The 21,311-nt window shown below is 35.6% G+C and carries 16 protein-coding genes; 7 read left to right on the forward strand and 9 right to left on the reverse strand.

Features of this window, described 5'->3' with window-relative positions; all coding sequences use genetic code 11:
• The first annotated feature begins 2 nt into the window (after positions 1-2).
• Both ACHRV0_RS16035 and ACHRV0_RS16040 read left to right on the forward strand, forming a co-directional pair.
• Positions 3-3,170: an efflux RND transporter permease subunit gene (locus ACHRV0_RS16035; RefSeq protein ID WP_129024884.1), complete on the forward strand. Its 3,168-nt coding sequence runs from the start codon at positions 3-5 to the stop codon at positions 3,168-3,170.
• An 18-nt stretch (positions 3,171-3,188) separates the two neighbouring features.
• On the forward strand, positions 3,189-4,595 hold the full coding sequence (locus ACHRV0_RS16040; RefSeq protein ID WP_395441568.1) for an efflux transporter outer membrane subunit: 1,407 nt from the start codon (positions 3,189-3,191) through the stop codon (positions 4,593-4,595).
• Between the two features lie 130 nt (positions 4,596-4,725).
• On the opposite strand, the gene fucP is transcribed toward ACHRV0_RS16040, so the two are convergent.
• From fucP to ACHRV0_RS16075, 7 genes are all read right to left on the reverse strand, one after another.
• Positions 4,726-6,030: an L-fucose:H+ symporter permease gene (fucP, locus tag ACHRV0_RS16045; RefSeq protein WP_395441569.1), complete on the reverse strand. Its 1,305-nt coding sequence runs from the start codon at positions 6,028-6,030 to the stop codon at positions 4,726-4,728.
• Positions 6,031-6,178: 148 nt separating this feature from the next.
• Positions 6,179-6,619 (reverse strand): MaoC/PaaZ C-terminal domain-containing protein, encoded by a 441-nt coding sequence (locus ACHRV0_RS16050; protein WP_089059310.1) that lies wholly within the window; start codon positions 6,617-6,619, stop codon positions 6,179-6,181.
• Positions 6,620-6,737: 118 nt separating this feature from the next.
• Positions 6,738-7,796: a Gfo/Idh/MocA family oxidoreductase gene (locus ACHRV0_RS16055; protein ID WP_395441570.1), complete on the reverse strand. Its 1,059-nt coding sequence runs from the start codon at positions 7,794-7,796 to the stop codon at positions 6,738-6,740.
• A 106-nt stretch (positions 7,797-7,902) separates the two neighbouring features.
• Complete coding sequence (locus ACHRV0_RS16060) at positions 7,903-9,135, reverse strand: extracellular solute-binding protein (protein WP_395441571.1); 1,233 nt, start codon at positions 9,133-9,135, stop codon at positions 7,903-7,905.
• A 5-nt stretch (positions 9,136-9,140) separates the two neighbouring features.
• Complete coding sequence (locus tag ACHRV0_RS16065; protein ID WP_395441572.1) at positions 9,141-10,277, reverse strand: CaiB/BaiF CoA transferase family protein; 1,137 nt, start codon at positions 10,275-10,277, stop codon at positions 9,141-9,143.
• A gap of 194 nt (positions 10,278-10,471) precedes the next feature.
• Positions 10,472-11,623, reverse strand: a complete 1,152-nt coding sequence (locus ACHRV0_RS16070) for a CaiB/BaiF CoA transferase family protein (RefSeq protein ID WP_395441573.1) — start codon at positions 11,621-11,623, stop codon at positions 10,472-10,474.
• Positions 11,620-12,768, reverse strand: a complete 1,149-nt coding sequence (locus ACHRV0_RS16075; RefSeq protein ID WP_395441574.1) for an ABC transporter substrate-binding protein — start codon at positions 12,766-12,768, stop codon at positions 11,620-11,622. The genes ACHRV0_RS16070 and ACHRV0_RS16075 overlap by 4 nt, the downstream gene beginning before the upstream one ends.
• Positions 12,769-13,093: 325 nt before the next feature.
• Between ACHRV0_RS16075 and ACHRV0_RS16080 the strand changes: the two genes are divergently transcribed.
• From ACHRV0_RS16080 to ACHRV0_RS16100, 5 genes are all read left to right on the forward strand, one after another.
• A complete protein-coding gene (locus ACHRV0_RS16080; protein ID WP_395441575.1) occupies positions 13,094-13,858 on the forward strand; it encodes an SDR family NAD(P)-dependent oxidoreductase in 765 nt (254 codons plus the stop codon).
• A 127-nt stretch (positions 13,859-13,985) separates the two neighbouring features.
• Complete coding sequence (locus tag ACHRV0_RS16085) at positions 13,986-14,840, forward strand: fumarylacetoacetate hydrolase family protein (RefSeq protein WP_395441576.1); 855 nt, start codon at positions 13,986-13,988, stop codon at positions 14,838-14,840.
• A 166-nt stretch (positions 14,841-15,006) separates the two neighbouring features.
• A complete protein-coding gene (locus ACHRV0_RS16090) occupies positions 15,007-16,020 on the forward strand; it encodes a zinc-binding alcohol dehydrogenase family protein (protein ID WP_395441577.1) in 1,014 nt (337 codons plus the stop codon).
• Between the two features lie 161 nt (positions 16,021-16,181).
• A complete protein-coding gene (locus tag ACHRV0_RS16095; protein WP_395441578.1) occupies positions 16,182-16,979 on the forward strand; it encodes an SDR family oxidoreductase in 798 nt (265 codons plus the stop codon).
• 6 nt (positions 16,980-16,985) lie between these two features.
• Positions 16,986-17,822 (forward strand): amidohydrolase family protein, encoded by an 837-nt coding sequence (locus ACHRV0_RS16100; protein WP_395441579.1) that lies wholly within the window; start codon positions 16,986-16,988, stop codon positions 17,820-17,822.
• A gap of 569 nt (positions 17,823-18,391) precedes the next feature.
• On the opposite strand, the gene pelA is transcribed toward ACHRV0_RS16100, so the two are convergent.
• Positions 18,392-19,582 carry a pectate lyase gene (pelA, locus tag ACHRV0_RS16105; protein ID WP_395441580.1) on the reverse strand — a complete coding sequence of 397 codons (1,191 nt, stop codon included), beginning with the start codon at positions 19,580-19,582 and terminating at the stop codon, positions 18,392-18,394.
• 13 nt (positions 19,583-19,595) lie between these two features.
• Positions 19,596-21,278: a glycoside hydrolase family 28 protein gene (locus ACHRV0_RS16110; protein WP_395441581.1), complete on the reverse strand. Its 1,683-nt coding sequence runs from the start codon at positions 21,276-21,278 to the stop codon at positions 19,596-19,598.
• Positions 21,279-21,311: the final 33 nt, after the last annotated feature.

Raw genomic sequence — 21,311 nt, forward strand, 5'->3', positions numbered from 1 at the left:
AAATGTTTAAAAAATTTATACAAAGACCCGTACTCTCGACGGTAATATCTGTTATTATTGTCATTTTAGGTGTTTTAGGCCTAATTGAGTTACCTATTTCTCAATATCCGGATATTGCGCCTCCTACAGTAAACGTAGCGGCAAGTTATACAGGAGCTAATGCCGACGTAGTACTTAAAAGTATTGTAATTCCGCTTGAAGAGCAGATTAATGGTGTAGAGAACATGACTTACATGACTTCTACAGCAACAAATGATGGAAATGCTTCGATTAAAATTTTCTTTAAAGTTGGTACAGATCCAGATTTAGCGGCGGTAAACGTTCAAAATAGAGTTTCAAGAGCAACAAGTTTATTACCAGTAGAGGTAACTCAGGCAGGGGTTACAGTAACCAAAAGTCAGAGTAGTAACTTATTGATATTCTCTTTATACAGTGATGATAAAGCGTACGATCAAACTTTTCTTCAAAATTATGCTAAGATCAATCTTGTTCCGCAGATTCAGCGTGTAGTTGGAGTAGGAGATGTAACCGTTTTTGGTGCAAAAGATTATTCTATGCGTATTTGGCTGAAACCAGATGTAATGCAGCAATATAAATTGATTCCGAGTGATATTTCGGCTGCTTTGGCAGAACAAAATATCGAAGCGGCACCTGGTAAATTTGGTGAAAACGGAAATCAAGCATTTCAATATGTAATTAAATACAAAGGACGTTTAACAAGCGCTCAGGAATTTGAGGATATCGTTATTAAATCGGTAGGAAACGGACAAATGCTCCGACTTAAAGATGTGGCTAAAGTAGAGTTAGGATCTTTAAGTTATGCACAAACGATTAAAACAAACGGTGTAGAATCGGCAGCAATGGCGATCAGCCAGACTCCAGGATCTAATGCACGTGATGTAATCATTAATTCTAAAAAGTTAATTGAAGAAGCGGCAAAGACTTTTCCAAAAGGGATGAAGTACACCATTATGGTGGATGTTAATGAAAATTTAGATGCTTCTATCGAGAAAGTAATTCATACTTTGATCGAAGCTTTTATATTAGTTTTCATCGTAGTATTTATTTTCCTTCAAGATTTTAGATCAACTTTAATTCCAGCGATTGCAGTTCCGGTTGCAATTGTGGGAACGTTCTTCTTCCTGAATTTATTCGGATTTACGATCAACTTATTAACGCTTTTTGCGATGGTTCTTGCCATTGGTATTGTCGTCGATGATGCAATTGTGGTCGTCGAGGCGGTGCACGCCAAATTAGACCACGGTTATAAATCGGCTAAAAAAGCAACTATTCATGCTATGGACGAAATTTCGGGAGCGATTATTTCGATTACATTAGTAATGGCGGCGGTATTTATTCCAGTAACTTTTATTACAGGATCAACAGGAGTTTTCTATAAGCAGTTTGGTATAACACTGGCTGTTGCGATTATACTTTCGGCAGTAAATGCCTTGACGCTGAGTCCGGCTTTGTGTGCGCTTTTACTTAAACCACATGCTGACGATCATAAACATAAAAGTTATTTACAGCGTTTTTATACCTCATTTAACGTTGCATTTGATAATGTAACCAAAAGATACAAACGTTCAGTAAGTTTCCTTTCTGTAAAAAAATGGATCGTTTTAGCTTCAATTTTGATATCGGGTCTGGCATTATTTTATATGATGAAAACCACGCCTTCTGCTTTCGTTCCATCAGAAGATCAAGGAACTGTTTTTGCTAATATAAGCTTACCGCCATCAGCTTCTATGGAGCGTTCAGATATAATGGCTAAAAAAGTAGACAGTATTGCAAAGACAATTCCAGGAGTTAAAAATACACTTCGTATTGTTGGGCAGAACTTTACCGCTGGAGCGGGAAGTGCTTACAGTATGGTTATTGTAAAATTAGTGCCGTGGGATGAGCGTGATTTAAGTGTAAATGATGTTATTGGGCAGCTTTTTGCTAAAACAAGCGGAATTCGTGAAGCTAATATTTTCTTCATTTCACCGCCGACTATTCAAGGTTTTGGACAAAGTGGGGGATTCGAATTTCAGCTTCAAGATAAAGGCGGGCACACAACTGCTGAGTTCTTTAAAGTGAATACTGAGTTTTTAGAAAAGTTATCTAAACGTCCAGAAATACAATACGCAACAACACCTTTTAATCCGGGTTTCCCTCAATATATGATGGATATTAATTTGGCAAAAGCCAAAGATGCAGGAGTTTCGATAAACACAATTTTATCAACTATGCAGGGATATTATGGTGGATTGTATGCGTCGAATTTCAATAAGTTCGGAAAGCAATATCGTGTGATGATTCAGGCTTCGCCAGAATTTAGAACTAATACAGAAGGATTAAATAAAATCTTTATTCGTAACAGTGCTGGAAACATGGCTCCAATTACAGAGTTTGTAAAAATGACCAGAGTTTTTGGACCAGAATCGATTTCAAGATTTAACCTTTTCTCTTCTATTTCGATTACTGGAGCTCCAAATCCAGGATTTAGTTCTGGAGATGCGATTAAAGCCATTCAAGAAGTTGCAGCAGAAAATCTGCCTGCAGGTTATGGATACGAATTTTCAGGATTAACGCGTGAGGAGTTAGCATCAGGAAGTGAAACGATTTTCATCTTTATTTTGTGTTTAGTATTCGTTTACTTCTTATTAAGTGCACAGTATGAAAGTTATATTCTGCCGTTTGCAGTATTATTCTCCATTCCGTTTGGATTAGCGGGAGCGTATTTGTTCTCGATTGTGTTCAAGCTAAACAGTAATATTTACCTGCAGATTTCCTTAATTATGCTTATCGGACTTCTTGCGAAGAACGGTATTTTGATCGTCGAATTTGCCCTCGATAGAAGACGTAAAGGTCTGCCAATCGTACAAGCCGCAATTGAAGGAGCCGTAGCACGTTTACGACCAATTTTAATGACTTCGTTTGCCTTTATTTTAGGACTTGTTCCTTTAATGTTTGCTACTGGAGCAGGAGCTGTAGGAAATAGATCGATTGGAACAGGAGCTGTTGGAGGTATGTTAATTGGAACCATTTTGGGAGTATTTGTAATTCCGGTTCTGTTTATCATTTTCCAAACCTTACAAGAAAGAGTAAGCGGTCCTGCAAAAGACGGTTATGATGATGAAGACGATGATGAGGAAATTCAGTTACTAGAAACTCACAAAGAGTAAAATTTAATTAAAACAGAGATGACTAATAGTTCAAATAAATATATTCTGATGGTAATCACAGCCGCACTTTTAAGTGCGTGCTCGATTACCAAAAAGTACGAACGTCCAACAACGCTCTCAACAGATAAGCTGTATCGTGATCAGGCTTCTGCCGATTCTACTACAATTGCTGATATGCCTTGGCAGAGCGTTTTTAAAGATGAAAAATTAAATGCGTTAATTCAAAAAGGATTAGACCAAAATCTTAATCTGAAAAATGCAATTGAAAATATTGTGCAATCGAGAGCTGCTTTGCGTCAAAGCAAATTAGCGTATTATCCAACATTAAACGTAGATGCAAACATTACGCGAAATAAACAATCGCAAGCGGGACTTAATTTTCCTCCGGGGATTAATATCAATACATTAACTACAACCCATAAACTAGGTTTAAGTTCTTCTTGGGAAATTGATGTTTGGGGAAAACTAAGCAGTTCAAAAAGAGCTGCTTTAGCTTCTTATCTTGCTACAGATGCTGCAAAGCAAGCAATTCAGACACAATTGATCTCAGACATTGCAAATAATTACTTCTTGTTGTTAGCTTACGATAAACAATTAGCAATTACAGAAGCTACATTGGCAAGTCGAATCAAAAATGTTGAAACGATTAAAGAATTAAAAGAAGGTGCTATTGTAACTGGTGCGGCTGTAGTACAAAGTGAAGCCAATCAGCATGCTGCTGAGGTTTTGATTCCAGATTTAAAACAAAGCATTCGCGAAACCGAGAATGCAATAAATATTTTGTTAGGGCAGGCGCCTGGAGCAATTGAAAGAGGAGTATTAGGTACGCAGATTATTCCTGAGAATATTGCTGTAGGCATGCCTTCACAATTATTGCACAATCGCCCAGATGTTCGTCAAGCGGAATTTAATTTCAGAGTTGCTTTTGAATCGACGAATTTGGCTAAAACGTATTTTTACCCAAGTTTGACACTTACAGCGAGCAGCGGATTTTCGAATTTAGAGTTGAAAGATTTCTTTAGTAATTCTATTTTCTACTCGATTATTGGCGGTTTAACACAGCCGATTTTTAATCAAGGGCTTAATAAAATGAGATTAACAAATGCGCAGTCACAACAATTACAAGCTTACAATAATTTTCAGCAAAGTCTTTTAAATGCAGGACAAGAAGTTTCAAATGCTTTGTATGCTTATGAGATGGCAGTAGAAAAAGAAGATTCAAGAGAAAAACAAATTGAAGCTTTAGAAAAAGCAGTCGATTTTACGCAACAGCTTTTAGAGTACAGTTCGGCAACAAATTACACCGATGTATTAACTTCAGAACAAAACCTTTTAGCGGCGCAATTGAGCGGTGTAAATGATAACTTGCAAAAACTGCAAGCCGTTGTTAATTTATACAGATCTCTTGGCGGAGGCTGGAAATAGAAGCAAAAGCAATAAAAATTCCACAATGATCATGTTTCTTCGATGATCGCCTATTAATTAAATTTAAACATGACGAAAAACGCCTCAATTAATTGAGGCGTTTTTTATTAAATCTAATATTTAAAATGATTTATTGTTTTAAAGCTTTCACTTTATGTCCGTACAAACCAAACGATAAAATAATCACAAAGCACAAAAGCGGAATAATATATCCTGATTGAATGTCATCGTGTTTCATATCGATTAAAGTTCCCATTGCATAAGGAAGAATTGCACCACCCACAATCGACATTACAAGCCAAGAAGAACCCGTTTCTGTATTCGATTTTAAACCGACTAATCCTAATGAGAAAATAGTTGGGAACATAATTGACATAAAAAAGCCAATACCGCCTAAAGCGTAAATTATATAAATCCCTGATCCGTAAATAGCTACTAAACAAAGAAAAGCGCTTATTATACAATATATTGACAATAAAATATAATCTTTAATAAACTTTAAAAAGAAAGTTCCGCTAAATCTTCCCAACATGAATAAGAAACCATAAATTCCTAAATAATAAGCAGCTGTTTTTTCATCTAAGCCAGCTTCTTTTTGTGCAATTCGCACAAAAAAGCTAGTTACACAAACTTGTGCTCCTACATAAAAAAATTGTGCAACAACTGCCCAGCTTAAGTGAGAAAATTTCAAAACTGAAAAGAACCCTGGTTTAGGTTCAGTTTCTGTCTGTTGAGATTTCATAGATGGTAAGTGCATAAAATAGAATATGATAGCAACTAAAACTAAAACGCTTCCTAAAATAATATAGGGTAATTTTACAGCAGAGGCTTCTTCTAAAAGATATGATGCTTTTGCCACTTCTGACATGGATGCCATTTGCTCGGGGGTGTGATTAACTCCTGAGAGTATAAATACTCCTCCTAATAATGGAGCTAATGTTACTGCTAGACCATTAAAAGAAGCAGCTAAATTTAATCTGGTAGAAGATGATTCAGCTGGCCCTAATATAGCAGCATACGGATTAGCACTTGTCTCTAAAATTGTTAAACCACAGCCGATAATAAATAAAGCAAGTAAAAAAAGCTCGTACGTTCTATTGTTTGCTGCTGGCACAAATAAAAAAGCTCCAGCTGCAAAAACTAATAATCCAGTAATGATGCTGTTTTTGTAACCTATTTTTTTTATAATAATTCCTGCAGGAATAGCCATTATAAAATATGCAAAAAAGATAGAAGTATCAATCAAAGTAGATTGTCTATTGTTTAATTCACAAGCCTTTTTTAAATGCGGAATTAAAATACCGTCAAGGCCATGCGCCATTCCCCAAAGGAAAAATAAGCTGGTAATTAAAATAAATGGCAAAAGGTATTTTGTTCCCTTTCCGCCTTCTGACGCTACTTCGTGTATGTCGCCAGTTTGGTTTGTTACTTGCATTAGTTAGTTTTTTTAAAGGTTCAAAGATGCAGAGGTTCAGAGGTTCAAAGGTTTTGTAGAGACGCACAGCAGTGCGTCTTGATCTAAAGGTAATGAAGGCAAAACCTCTGTCCCTTTGCAACTTTGAACCTTTGTCCCTCAAAAAGAGTTATTTCTTTTTGACCAAAAGAAGGTGATCACATACCAAAACCACTTCACCTCTTTGGTTAATGATTTCAACATGTTCTGTTACGGTTCCCATTTCGGGATTTTTGGCTTCGCCTTTTTCAGAAATGGTAATTTCAGAATGGATTGTATCGCCAATATGAACTGGTTTTACAAAACGCATTTTGTCATATCCTCTAGAAAAAGCTTCAGGATTTATTTCAGAAGCAGTTAGTCCGATACCAATGGCAAAAACCATAGTTCCGTGCGCAATACGCTGTCCGAATGGTTGTGTTTTGCACCATTCAGCATCCATGTGATGAGGGAAAAAATCTCCCGTATGTCCGGCATGAACCACAAAATCAGTTTCTGTAATGGTTCTGCCTAAAGTTACTCGCTTATCATCAAGTAAGTAATCCTCGAAAAAAGTTGATTTGAAATACATAAATATTTAGTCGTAAAGTTGTAAAGTCTAAAGTTTGAAAGTCTAAAGTTGTAATGTTAAAAGTCATAAAGTGTTATAAAGCCAAGTCTTTAAGACTTTCGACTTTTGACTTTAAGACTTAAATTAAAATCCCTCCGTTTGTGTTGCTGATGTAGCAGGCTTCAACGACTTTCATGGTATCTAAAACGTCTTGAACGCTTGCTAATAATTTTGAGTCTGAGCCTTCTTTAAAGCGCATTAAATTTGACATCGTTCCAATGAAAGCTTCAGGAAACCATGAGCCCTCAAGATCAACTTTTTTCCATTCATATTTGCCTTCTTCGTTCTCAATCGCATATTCAAAAATGTCTGGAAGTCCATCAGGATAATTCATCAGTAAACCCATTTTGGCTTTGATGGCTCCTTTTGTTCCTTCCCATTTTATATAGCTTTCTTCGTGTTTTGGACCAAAATGATGATCGTGATTTGTGTTGATAACAACGTGTTTATTTTCGCCATAATCTAGAATAATAGTAGAGCGGCATGATGATAATTTTTTAAGCGGATGTTTGGCTGTTTTCGCCATTACACTTTTCGGATTTCCTAGAAAAGATCTAATACAATCAATGTAATGCACACTGTGAAAAAGAATCTCCAATCTTGGATGTTCTTTAATTAACGGAAATAATTCCCAAGGTGTATTTACCGTAACTTTAAATTCAAAATCATATAAATCGCCAATCAATCCTTCATTGATTAAATATCTCGCAGCGCTGACAAATGGTGAAAAACGAAGCTGAAAATTGATAGCTGCAACAAGATTTTTTCTTTCGCATACTTCGACAATCTCTCTTGCCTGAGCCAAATCATTCCCCATTGGTTTCTGAATCAAAACTGTTGCTCCATCTGGCAATTGCTCTAATATTTCGATATATTGATCAGGCAGAACCGTAATATCGTAAACCGCATTTGATGGCGCATTTTTAACCGCATCGGCAACATTTTCAAAAACATGCTGAATTTCAAATTCTTTGGCTAAATCGTGTGCTTTTGCAATCGTTCTATTCGTAATGCCAAAAACCGTAAAACCAGCCATTTTATAGGCAGGTAAATGCGCGTCTTTCACAATTCCGCTGGCTCCGATAATGATAATCGGCTGTTTGGTTTCGGGCAGTAAAGGTTTATATGGAATATTCATTTTTTTATGTTTTTAGTTAATCAAGGAATTTTGATGAAGGTCTTGTCGCCAAAGCCAATATCCTCATTTTTGTCATCCCTCATTTCTCATGATGACAAGATTGTGGTTAAACATTTTGAATTAATTTTTCGATATTATGCTGTGTTATTTCTAACAATATTTTTGATGGAATTTCTGTTTCAATCGCTTTCAAAACCATCTGATCTATAAATTCAGTTACTTTAGGCCAAATTGGAGTTTGCGGTAAAGTCAAAGCATTTTCATGCAGCATTTCGAGTTTATGGTAATACGGAATCGTTTTATTGATTTCGGCATCATTCCAAGTCGATTTTCGACAGCCAATTCCTCCTTCAGTAGTCAATAATTTATCGCTTTCAGCCGTTGTTGCGAATCGTAAAAAATCGTAAGCTAATTGCTGATTTTTACTTCCAGTTCCAATCGTGTACAGCCAATACACATTTAACGAAGCCGTTTTGCAGTTTGCGTTAAAAGGCAATTCTGTAATATCTACTTTGCCTTTTACTTTCGATTCATCGATAACTTCACACATCGAAGCAAATCCAAACCAGTTTATAGCCATTGCAGCTTGTCCTTCGGCGAAAGCCATACCTGCTTCAACAGAGCCAAAATTCTTCGACCCTGGATGAACAGCAGCTGTATTACTTACAATAGTTCTATAATAATCTAAAGCCTCAGCAGCTTGATTATGATTGATATTAATTTGATTGTTATTGTCTAAAAGAGAGCCGCCTCGTGTCCATAATTGCAAACAGAAATCGAAAACCATATTATGACCGTCAGGATAATTGGCAAAAACACAGCCGTATAAATTGCTTTCAGGGCGGTTGAAAAATGTCGCGATTTGGGTGAATTGCTCCCAAGTTTTAGGAGGGAACAATTCGTAACCAAATTGTTTTTTGAAGTTTTCTTTTTCAATTGGATTTTCAAATAGATCCTTTCTAAAGATCAAGCACTCTGGGCCATCATGAAACGGAAGACCGAACGTTCCGTTTTTAATCTGCTGCAAATGCAATAACGATTTGTGCCAGCCGTCGGGATAATTCTGCGGAGGATTTTGAGTAATAAAAGAAGTTAAATCCAGAACTGCTTTTTCATTTACAGCATCAAAAATCCAATCTGTATTTAGGTGTGCAATATCCCATTTACCCTTTTTTAAGCCTTTTTTTATGATGGTTTTTTCATAGAGATCGTGCAGTTCCAATGGAACCATTTCAATCTCAATTTGAACATTGTTTTTCAAACAAAAAGCATCCCACAGCTTTTGCAGCGTGCTTTCGAAAGGAGAAAATTTTCTAACAGCGATTCTAAATTTTGCCATACTTTTTATACTATAAACTCATTTATAATTCGCTCATTATCCTGTCCTAATTTTGGAGAACCTTTAGTTGATGTAAAATATTCACCATCAATTTTTATCGGACATCTAGTAGTTTTATACGAATAACCGTCAAGCATTTCAACCTGTTGTGTAAACTCTAGAACTTTAAAGCCGTCTTCTTTAAAAAGCTGTTCATAGTTTAAAACTCCTGCACACCAAATATCGGCAGGTTCTAAAATATCCAGCCAAAACTGCGTTTCCTGTGTCAATAGGTGAGAGGCTAAAATATTTTTGATTTCATCTCTAAGCGTAAATTTATTCTCTGGGAATGGCAGCAATTCATCACATTTCAGCAATGAAGCCAAAACAGGAATCGATCCCATTGCCAAAGCCAGATAACCGTTTTTGGTTTCGTAAATTCCGTATGGCGCGCCTAGATAAGCATGAGCATTGTTAGTTTTAGTTCGAACGGGCAATTCGCCGCCATCATTAAAGAAAGTTGTAATAGTTTCAAATTGAAAATCAAAAGCTGATTCCAGCATACTTACTTGAACAGTTCCGCCTATATTTTGTGTTGCTTTTTTATATAAAGCAGCTAAAATTCCTTGTGCTAAATGTGCGCCAGCAAGCATATCAACAATCGACAATCCCATTGGTACAGGACCATCTTCCTGATTACCGCTCAACCAAGTTAAAGCCGTTAAAGATTGCAATAATAAATCCTGTCCTGGTAAATCTTTAAGTTCAGGATGATTTCCAAAACCCGAAATTGAAGCATAAACTACCGTTGGATTTATTGCTTTTACATCATCATAACTTAAACCAATGCGTTCCATTACGCCCGGTCTGAAATTATGCATGACAACATCGGCTTTTGCTAATAATTTTTTTAATTTTTGAAGTTCTTCAGGTTGTTTAAAATCAATAGCAAACGATTCTTTATTTCTGTTTATGGTATGAAAAACAGACGATTCGCCGTTCATAATTAAGTCAGAAGTATATAAGGTTCTGCAAATATCGCCAGTTCCTGGTTTTTCAATTTTTATAACGCGTGCGCCCAAATCAGCCAAGCGAAGACTTGCCGACGGACCTGAAAGAAACTGACTAAAATCTACTATTAAATAATCTTCTAATGGTTTCATTTTTTTTGTTTAACCGTTTTATCGTTTTATCGTTGAATCGTTTATTTGTTTAACCGTTTTCATTCAAAAAGTAAAATCTAATTTGATCTGCTGAAATCTTTCAAAATCTGCGTGAAATACTTTTTAAATAGATTTTTTCACGCAGATTTACACAGATTGATGCAGATTTAAATATAATACTGATGAAGAAAAAATCACTCAAAAGATTGAATTAGCTCTTTGTGTATACTTAAATTATTTTGACCTACTTTTGGTGCTGCTTTTTCACTTAACAGAATTTTTCCATCTAACTGAATCGGACTTCGGGTGGTAACCAAAGTTTCTCCGTCTGAATTTTTTACGGTTTGTTTTAATTGTAAATCCTTCACAAAAGGCTGTTGGTCTAAAGTTTCATAATCGAGAACTTTTCCAGCCCAAATTTCTTGTTTTTGAAGTAATTCTAACCAATAATCTGCTTTTTGTTCCGCTAATTTATTGGCTAAAAGGATTCTGATTTCGTCTCTTTTTTCAAACCAAAGATGTTTGTCAGCATATTGATTTAAATCGACTCCAAGCGTATTTCCTATAAAAAGTAAATCGCCCATTGCCAGCGAAATATAATCGTCTTGTGTTTTATAAACTCCATAAGGTGCACTCAAAAAAGCATGTGCGCTCCCTTTAATATCGCCTCGTTCCGGTTGTTGTCCGCCATCGTTTAAGAAAGAAGTAAGCGCTTCAAACTGAACATCTAGAATAGATTCCAATAAACTCACTTCAACCAAAACACCTTTTCCTGTTTTGGCTCTTTTTAATAATGCAGCCAAAATTCCTTGTACAAAATGATTGCCGCACATTAAATCGGCTACAGCCAGACCAAACGGAACTGGGCCTTGACTTTTTCGTCCGCTCAACCAGCTTAAACCCGAAAGCGACTGTAAAAGCAAATCTTGTCCCGGTTTTTTTGCCCATGGACCTTTATCTCCGTAACCTGTTATAGTTCCGTAAATAATCTTCGGATTAATGGTAAGCGTTGTATTATAATCCAGTCCGATTTTTTCCATTACACCTGGTCTGAAATTATGTGTCATAATATCAGCCTTTTCGATTAGTTTTTTAATTAAAACCAAATCGTCGGGATTTTTTAAATCGGCCGCAAAAGATTCTTTATTTCTGTTAATCGTGTGAAACAAAAGGCTGCTGTCATCAACAAAAAGATCTTTGATGCTTAATTGCCTGCAAGCTTCACCTTTTATGGGACGTTCGATTTTGATAACTCTCGCACCTAAATCGGCCAGTTTTAATCCAGCAGAAGGACCTGCCAAAAACTGGCAGAACTCTAATACAATTAATCCTTCTAATGGTTTCATGAGTTTTGTAATTTTAAAGATTTAGCATAAAGTGAATCCAATTCTTCTAAAACCAGTTCTTCGTTACCGCCGTACAATAAATAATCACGAACCACATCGCCCGCATGATCTTGAAAATACATATGTCCAGAATATCTTGGTCTTAAAAATGCTCTTTCTAAAGCAGGCAGCGTATTTTTGAAATAATTATTTGTTATCGAATTGATTCTGTCGTTTTTCCATGCTTGCAAATGTCCTGGCTGACCGCCATTATCAGCAAAAATATTCTGCTGAACATGAGAAGATCCTGTAAATTCGGCATAACGAATCGCTTCGGGAATATGCTTGCTGAAAGAAGAAACTGCTAATCCTGTTCCTCCCAAAGAACTAATCATTGGCGCATTATGTAGCTTTACTAAATCATAAAAATGAAGCAGGTTTTTGCTGTATCCCGCTCTTGAATAGTTCGAATATCCATAAGCAAAAGGGCAGTAGGCAATTTCATTTGAATTAACCATCGCTTCGTAAACCTGAATTGGATTTCGATTAAAGTTGGCAGGATCAATTAATTGTGCCAATTCTCGAAATAACTGCAAAGCTATTTTTCCTGTTTGAACAGAAATAACTTTATCTTCAGATTGAAAAGGAGCTTCACCCAAACTGCAGCAGAACATATAAAAGCTCATTAAAACATCAACTGGAATTCCAGCAAATGCAACCAAACCTTTTTTGGCTAAAGCCAATAAATCGTCATATGTTTGAGGAACCTCAAGTCCTGCTTTTTCTAAAATATCCAAACGAGCTGCTGCAACTGGAGTCGCAGCGTCAATAGGCAAAGCCCATAGTTTATTGCTGAAAATATAACTTCCGTATGATTTTCCAACCGTATTTGTTTCTTGATCTTTTATATAATCAGCAGACAAATAATCAGAAAGTGGGAGTATAGTATTAGTATGCGCACCAAAACCCGTCCACGGATGATCGATTACAAGTAAGTCAAATCTTTTTGCAAGATCTTCAATAGAAGCATCTGCAAATTCTTGTAAACTTCTTTTCTCCCAAGTAATTTCGATTTCAGGATTTAACTCGGTAAAGCGCTGTGCCGTTGCAACCATAGGCAATAAACCTCTTGTATGATTCCACGTAATGCCTTTTAATACTGCCATTTTTGATTGAATTATGTGTATGGAAAATAATAAATGTAAAAAATACAATTACAAAATTAGGAATAAGATTGAGATAGGCAAGAAATTGTAGTTTTTAACACATTCTTTTTTGTGTAAAGCTTTAAACTTCTGTAAAATTTTTACAAAGCGCACAAAAAATGTTATAATTTATTAAAGAAAGATCATTTTATTAGATTAGTAAAAAAATAAAACTCAAATTTAATTTATATCAGCTACATTTGTAATTGTGTTTTTTACATTTATTATTTATGCAAATGATTTTAATCAAAAAATACGGTTTTTATAATACTAAATAATTAAAGAGATGTTTTCATTACAAAATAAAAAAGCAGTCATAACGGGCGGCGGAAGCGGAATAGGAAGAGCAATTGCTGCTTTGTTTGCCAAGCAAGGTGCAGAAGTTCATATTATTGATTTATCTATTGAAAGTGCACAAGATGCTGTTGACGAAATTAAAAAAGAAGGAGGAAATGTGTTTTCATATGCCTGTAATGTTTCTAGTCAAGCTGATGTTAAAGCAACTTTCGAAAAAATAGGAAATATCAATATTTTAATCAATAATGCCGGAATCGCAAATGTTGGGAAAGTAGACACTACTTCTGAAGCTGATTTTGATCGTGTAATGGACGTAAACGTAAAAGGAGTTTACAACTGTTTGTTTGCGGCGATTCCACAATTCCGACTTTCAAATGGCGGTGTGATTTTAAACATGGCGTCAATTGCTGCGTGGGTTGGAATTTCGGACAGATTTGCATATTCAACAGCAAAAGGAGCTGTAATGGCGATGACTTTATCTGTAGCAAGAGATTATTTAAATGAAAATATCAGATGTAATTCTATTTCTCCTGCAAGAGTTCACACACCTTTTGTAGATGGATTTATCTCTAAAAATTATGCTGGAAAAGAAGAAGAAATGTTTGATAAACTTTCTAAGTCACAACCAATCGGCCGTATGGGAAAACCAGACGAAATTGCCGCTCTGGCTTTGTACTTATGCAGCGAAGAAGCTGGATTTATCACAGGATGCGATTACCCAATCGACGGAGGATTTATTAAATTAAATAACTAGAAAAGGGATTAAGGTTCTGAGGGACTAAGGTGCTAAGAAAAAAACTTAGAACCTTAGAATCTTAGTAACTCAGTACCTTTAAAAACCTTAGAACCTAAAAAATAATTAATCAAAAAATAGAAAAAAAATGAAATTAATACGTTTTGGAGAAATCGGAAAAGAAAAACCAGGAGTTTTAATTAATGAAAAAAGATATGATGTTTCTTCTATCGTTTCAGATTTTAACGAAAGTTTTTTTGAAGAAAATGGTTTAGAAAAATTACAAAAGGCATTAGACAGCAATCCTTCTTGGCCAGAAGTTGATGCGAGTATTCGTTTAGGGTCTCCTGTTGCGAGGCCTTCAAAAATAATCTGTATTGGATTGAACTATGTAGATCACTGTAAAGAAACAAACGCACCAATTCCAACAGAGCCGATTATCTTTTTTAAGTCAACGACTTCTTTATGCGGTCCAGATGATGATGTAATTATTCCGAAAAACAGTGTAAAAACGGATTGGGAAGTGGAGTTAGCTTTTGTTGTAGGCAAAAAAGCAAGTTATGTTGAAGAAGCTGAAGCTTTAGATTACGTTGCTGGTTATGCTTTATTGAATGATTACAGCGAAAGAGAATTTCAAATTGAGCGCGGCGGACAATGGGCAAAAGGAAAAGGCTGCGATACATTTGCACCTCTTGGACCATTTTTGGCTACAAAAGATGAAGTAAAAGATGTTGATAATTTATCGATGTGGCTGAGTGTAAATGGTAAAAAATACCAAGACAGCAACACCTTAAATTTAGTTTTTAAAATTCCTTATTTAGTGCATTATTTAAGTCAGTTTATGACTTTGCTTCCTGGTGATATTATTAGTACAGGAACGCCTCCGGGAGTTGGTTTAGGTATTAAACCAGATCCAATTTACTTAAAAGCAGGTGATGTTGTAGAACTTGGAATTGAAGGTTTGGGAACAAGTAAACAAAAGGCTGTAGCTTACAAAAAGTAATATAACTATCTATTATTGTGACGCGGATAAAACGGATTTACTTCGTAAAAACGCGGATTTAAACGGATTTTATATTTAAGAAAATTAATAAAAATCCGTCCCATCCGTGTCTTCGCGATAGCGAATCTGTATCATCCGCGTCTAATTAGAAAAACAAAACAAAAAAATGAAATATATAGTTTGCGAAAAACCTCAGGAATTTCTATTAAAGGAAACCAGTATTCCAGAACCAAAAGAAGGTGAAGTTTTATTGAAAATAAAAAGAATTGGAATCTGCGGAACTGATATTCACGCTTTTGGAGGGACGCAGCCGTATTTTGAATATCCTAGAGTTTTAGGGCACGAATTGGCAGCAGAATATGTAAAAGGAAATGCTGCAGGTTTTATACCAGGAGATAAAGTAACTTTTATTCCGTATTTCAATTGTGGAAAATGTGTTGCGTGCCGAAACGGATTAACAAACTGCTGTGTAAATATTAAGGTTTTTGGAGTTCATATTGACGGCGGAATGGCTGAATATGTAACGATTCCGGAGCAGTATTTACTTCACGGTCAAGGATTAGATTACGATGAACTGGCTTTGGTCGAGCCATTGGCAATTGCGGCGCACGGAGTACGAAGAGCGGCTGTGAAATCAACAGATACTGTTTTGGTAATGGGAGCAGGACCAATTGGAATTGGATTGATTCAGTTCGCAAAAATTGCCGGAGCAAAAGTGATCGTAATGGATATCAATGATTACCGATTAAATTTCTGTAAAACCGAATTGAACGCGGATGAAACCATTAATCCGTTAAACGATGATGTAACTGCTAAATTGGCTGAATTAACAAATGGTGATATGGCGAATGTTGTGATTGACGCAACTGGAAATCAGAAAGTAATGAACAGTGCTTTCAATTATATCTCGCATGGCGGAAGATTTGTTTTAGTTGGACTTCAAAAAGGAGAATTAAGTTTCAGCCATCCTGATTTTCATAAGAGAGAATCTACTTTAATGAGCAGCAGAAATGCCACTATTGAAGATTTTGAATATGTAATGAAATGCTTGAAAGAAGGTAAAATTGATCCTAAAAAATACATTACACATAGAACGAGTTTCTCAGAAATGATTACTGATTTTGGGAAGTTGATTGATCCGAAGAATAATGTGATTAAGGCGTTGATTGAAATAGACTAAGAGTATATTGTAAAGTACTGTTTGTCATTTCGACGAAGGAGAAATCTTCGTAAGAAACTCAGTAAAGATTGGCGAATTTCTTGGTGGAGCTACTCGTGGAGATTTCTCCTTCGTCGTAATGACAAAAATGAGGAAAAATATAACTTTAAATACCCACAAAAATGGATTTAAATTTAAAAAATAAGATAATTGTCGTTTCTGGTTCTGCTGGAAAAGAAGGCAGTATTGGAGAAACAATCATTAACCGAATTGCAGATGAAGGAGCTATTCCGGTTTTAGTAGATCGAAATGCAAGAGGTTTCGCTTACGCGGAAAAGCTTCAAAAAAAGGGAATCGATTCTTTATTTGTACAGACGGATGTAACTGATCCTGTGGAAATCGAAAATGCTGTGAAAACAATCGTGGCAAAATACGGACGAATCGACGCTGTTATCAATAATGTTGGTGTAAATGATGGTGCAGGTTTAGACGCTTCTTACGAGGAATTTATGAATTCTTTAAAACTAAATGTAGTAAGTTATTTTTTACTGGTTAAATATGCGCTTCCATACTTAAAAGAATCAAAAGGAAATATCCTGAATATTGGTTCAAAAGTAGCTTTAACGGGACAAGGCGGAACTTCAGGTTATGCTGCTGCAAAAGGCGGCGTTTTAGGACTTACAAGAGAATGGGCGGTAGATTTAATTCAATTCGGAATCCGTTCGAATGCTATTATTATTGCTGAAAGTTATACGCCCGCATACGAAGATTGGATTAAAACGTTGGAAGATGGAGAAACTGTTTTAAAGAAAATCAACAAAAGCATTCCATTTGAAGGCAGAATGACCAAAACTGAGGAAATTGCAGATACAGCGCTTTTCATTATTTCTGATCGTTCCTCGCATACAACAGGACAATTTGTTTTTGTAGATGGTGGTTACGTACATTTAGATCGTGCTTTAATCAACGATGTAAACTAATTCAAAATGAATAATAGAATTGATTCTCATCAGCATTTTTGGAAATTTGATCCCGTTAGAGACAGCTGGATTGACGAAAGTATGTCAGATATTCAAAGAGATTTCCTGCCAGAAGATTTATTGCCATTGCTAACAGAAAATAAGTTTTCAGATTGCGTAGCAGTGCAAGCAAGTCAATCTGAAGACGAAACTAATTTTCTTGTGGATTTGGCATCTAAAAATGATTTTATAAAAGGAATCGTGGGCTGGGTTGATCTTCGTGCAGATAATATTTCAGAACGTTTACGTCATTTTTCTTCGAATAAAACAATTAAAGGATTCCGACACGTTGTACAAGGCGAAGCTGATGATTTTATGTTTAGAGAAGATTTTCGCAACGGAATTTTGGCTTTAAAAGAGTTTAATTTTACGTATGATATTCTGATTTTTCATCGTCAGTTACCCGCAGCAATAAGTTTGGTAAAAGATTTTCCGAACCAAAAGTTTGTAATCGATCATATTGCTAAACCAGATATTAAAGCAGGAAGTATTGATTCGTGGAAAAAAGGAATCGAAGAAATAGCTAAATACGATAATGTATGGTGTAAGATCTCAGGAATGGTCACCGAAGCCGATTGGGAAAACTGGACACCAGAGGATTTAAAGCCGTATTTGGATGTGATTTTTGAAAATTTCTCAACAGATAAAATACTATACGGCTCAGATTGGCCGGTTCTGAATATTGCGTCTGATTATAATGAGGTTGTAAAAACTTTAGAAGATTATATTTCGAAGTTTTCTATCGAAGATCAAAATAAGATTTGGTTTGAAAATGCAAATGCGTTTTATAATTTAAAAGAGTAATTTTTCAGCCACAGATTAAAGGATTTTCATAGATTTTTTTAATCATTTTAATCCCTTAATTCTATCTAACTCTTTTGAAGTCATGTTTGAAATAATTGAATAGCCTCCAGTTTTAACTGGAGGAATAAAATGAAAGCTGTTGATTAAGGGCTTTAGCCAAACTTATGAATTTTGGCTAAAGCCTAATCATAATCTTAATTATTAACATCCATCTAAAGATGGACGCAATTCATTTATGTTAGCAATTTACTGTCAAAGTCCGTCCATTTTTTTTTGAAATCTGTGGCTGAATATATTTTTCTGCAAAATTTGCAGATTTTTGTTCGCAAATTTGTAAAACATAGCCCGTGGTTTCAACCACGGGAAAACAATACGAGACGTTACAATATTGCGTCACCGTGGTTGAAACCACGGGCTATGGATTTAAACGAGAAATTAGATTAATCTCGTCGTAGTATGTCATTTCGACTGAAGGGAGAAATCACACTAGTTTGTCTACAAAGATTAGCGATTCTCTTTGTGGAGTTCCTTGTGCGATTTCTCCCTTCGGTCGAAATGACAAACTATTTCTAATTCTTCAAAACATCATTTCCTGCGCCCCATTTCTTCTGCCAAGCGGGATACTTTTTTAATGCTTTTTCAGGTTTATCTGTATACCATGCGTAACCGCTTCTGCGTTCTCGGCTTACTTCTGTCAATGAATACAAAAATTGACTGTCTCTATCGCAGAATAAAGGTTTGTGAGTTCCTAATTCATAATATCTCGTCCAGATTGGCGGTGCAGTAGAATCAGTTACAACACGCACATCGTTGGTGATTTTCTTGTATTTAGAGTCCATTTCCGGAGCCTGAAAACTTTCGACTCTGGTATTGTATATTTTAGAATCCTGAAACCATTTTACAGCTCCCTGAATAGAGTTGATTATTTTCTCATTCGGATTATCGATTGCCATTAAAAACAATACTACATCAACACTTTCTGCATTACAGATACTTGGCGGTTCGAACTTTCGTGCCCATGCTGGTAGAAGTGTAATTTCATCATGCTGCTGGCACCAAGCCGTTAGTTTTCCATCTTCTTTAATCTGCATTTTTAAAATACAGTCGATTCCTTTTTCATACGAAACGGTCACTTTTTTTCTGGTTTTAGCATCAATAAATGCAAAATCAGGATCATTGTTGACGATCTTTTTCAAAAGATTCATAATGCCCATATAAGCACCGTCATTAAATGTAATATGTCGGCTGTAACCTTTTTCTAAAGGAAAATATTGAGGCCAGCCTCCGTTGCCGTATTGCGCTTCCAAAATAAAATCAATTCCTTTTAACGCACCGTCTTTGTATTTAGCTTCTTTAGTCAAAGTATAAACCTGAGCTAGATAATTGACGTGCGTGTAAGTCGTTTCATTGTCAAAAGTAGTATGCAGAATCGGTTTGGTTGCAATAACTGTATCAATTTGCTTTGGAGTCAGAATTGCTTTCATATCGTAATTCTTCGGCCATCCGCCATTATTACGCTGAAAAAGCAAAATATTATCAGCAATTTTAGCGTAATCCGTTTCAGCATATTGCGGCTGATTCGGAATTGGATTTACGATATTAGTTTTGTCTTTAATATGGTACCAATGATTGGTCCCATCTGTAAAAACTTTTGTACTGATTACTGATTTTTCCTCTTTGTTAGTTTGTGCATTCGAATGTAGAAACGAGAAAACACAAAGACTTAAAACAACTGCTTTTGAACTATTGATAAATTTCATTTTGAAATCGTGATTAAAATTTTACAGCTCCTTTTGGAACATCACTTCCAAGTGTAGTTGTTTTTGAAAAATCTAAATTTTTAGAAGAAACCAATTCAATATTTGCGTTTCCTTCACCATTTATATTTACTGCTTTAGCCGATGTAGAATTGAATTCGACATTTTTTAAAGACATATTTTTCACATTGTAAACTTTAAATACATTACTGTTTTCGATATCTAATTTTGCATTGGTGATTTTGATTCCGTTTGCGTCAATAATCGAAAATCCTTTTTCAGCCGTAACTGTCAAGTTTGAAATTTCGATATTCTCTAAATTCATTTCAGGTAGACCTTGTAAAAATACCGCTTGCTGAGCACCTTTGATCGTAATATTTTTAATTGAAATATTTTTAAACTGAGGTGTTTCAACCGTTATAGGCATTGCTTTATTAATGATTTTATCTCCGCCTTCTTCTAAAGTTTCTGCTATCGATTTTCCTCCGTAATACAAATTGAAAGAAATAGCCTGCGACGGAATATCGGTCATATAAACATCCGAAATAAATACGTTTTCTACGACACCGCCTCTTCCGCGTGCACTTTTAAAACGTAAACCAACATCAGTTCCCATAAAAGTACAATTTGAAACATGCAGGTTTTTTACACCGCCAGACATCTCGCTTCCAACCGTTACACCACCGTGTCCGTGATATACAATATTGTTTCTTACGATGATATTTTCGCTGGGAATACCTCTTTCACGACCATCTTTATCTTTTCCTGATTTAATGCAAATGGCATCATCACCAACATCAAAACTTGAATTTTCAACCAAAACATTTTTACAGCATTCTATATCAAGACCGTCTCCGTTTTGAGAATACCAAGGGTTACGAACCGTTACATTTCTCACAATTAAATCTTCAACCATAAAAGGGTGAATATTCCAAGCTGGCGAATTTTGAAAAACAGGACCATCAAATAAAACTCTTTTACTGTTTTGGATACTCACCAATACAGGTCGTAAAAAGTCATGAATTTTTTCAAAATCTTCTTTAGTTTTTAAATCAGGGCGCACGTTTTGATCTGCGCCTTTAGAAGCATTCATAAAGATTTCTGATGGATACCAGCTCGTTTTTTGAGCATTTAAAACACCGCCTTTTGAAATTGCTTCTTTCCATTGGCTCTCAGTTAATTTGCTCTTTTTAATTTGTCTCCAAACTTCTCCAGAACCATCCCAAACACCATTTCCTGTAAAAGCAATGTTTTCAAGATTTTTGCCATAAATAGGAGAGATACATCGCCAAGTGTTTAATCCTTCAAAATTAGTTTCGATAATAGGATATAAAGATTTATCTGTAGAAAATTTTATTAGCGCACCTCTTTCAGCATGTAATTCAATATTGCTTTTTAGAATAATTGGACCTGTAAGCCAGATTCCAGGAGGAATAATAACTTTTCCGCCGCCTTTTTTTGAAACCGCATCTATAGCATCGGCGAAAGCCTTAGTGTTTAAAACATAACCGCCGTTTACGGCACCAAAATCTTTTATGTTTACACTGTTTTTAGGAATAACCGGCTCTTTTATTTTGGTCATTTTAAATTCAATGTCTTTGTAAGTGTCAGATGCTTTTTGCGCCAAAACTGGTACAGAAAAACTTGCTGCCAGAATGGTCAAAACTGTACAGAAAAGGTTAGTCAGGTTAGTTTTCATTAGAATTGTATTATGGTTAAAATTTACTTTTGA

The sequence above is a fragment of the Flavobacterium sp. FlaQc-30 genome, from assembly GCF_044005885.1.
Taxonomy (GTDB): domain Bacteria; phylum Bacteroidota; class Bacteroidia; order Flavobacteriales; family Flavobacteriaceae; genus Flavobacterium.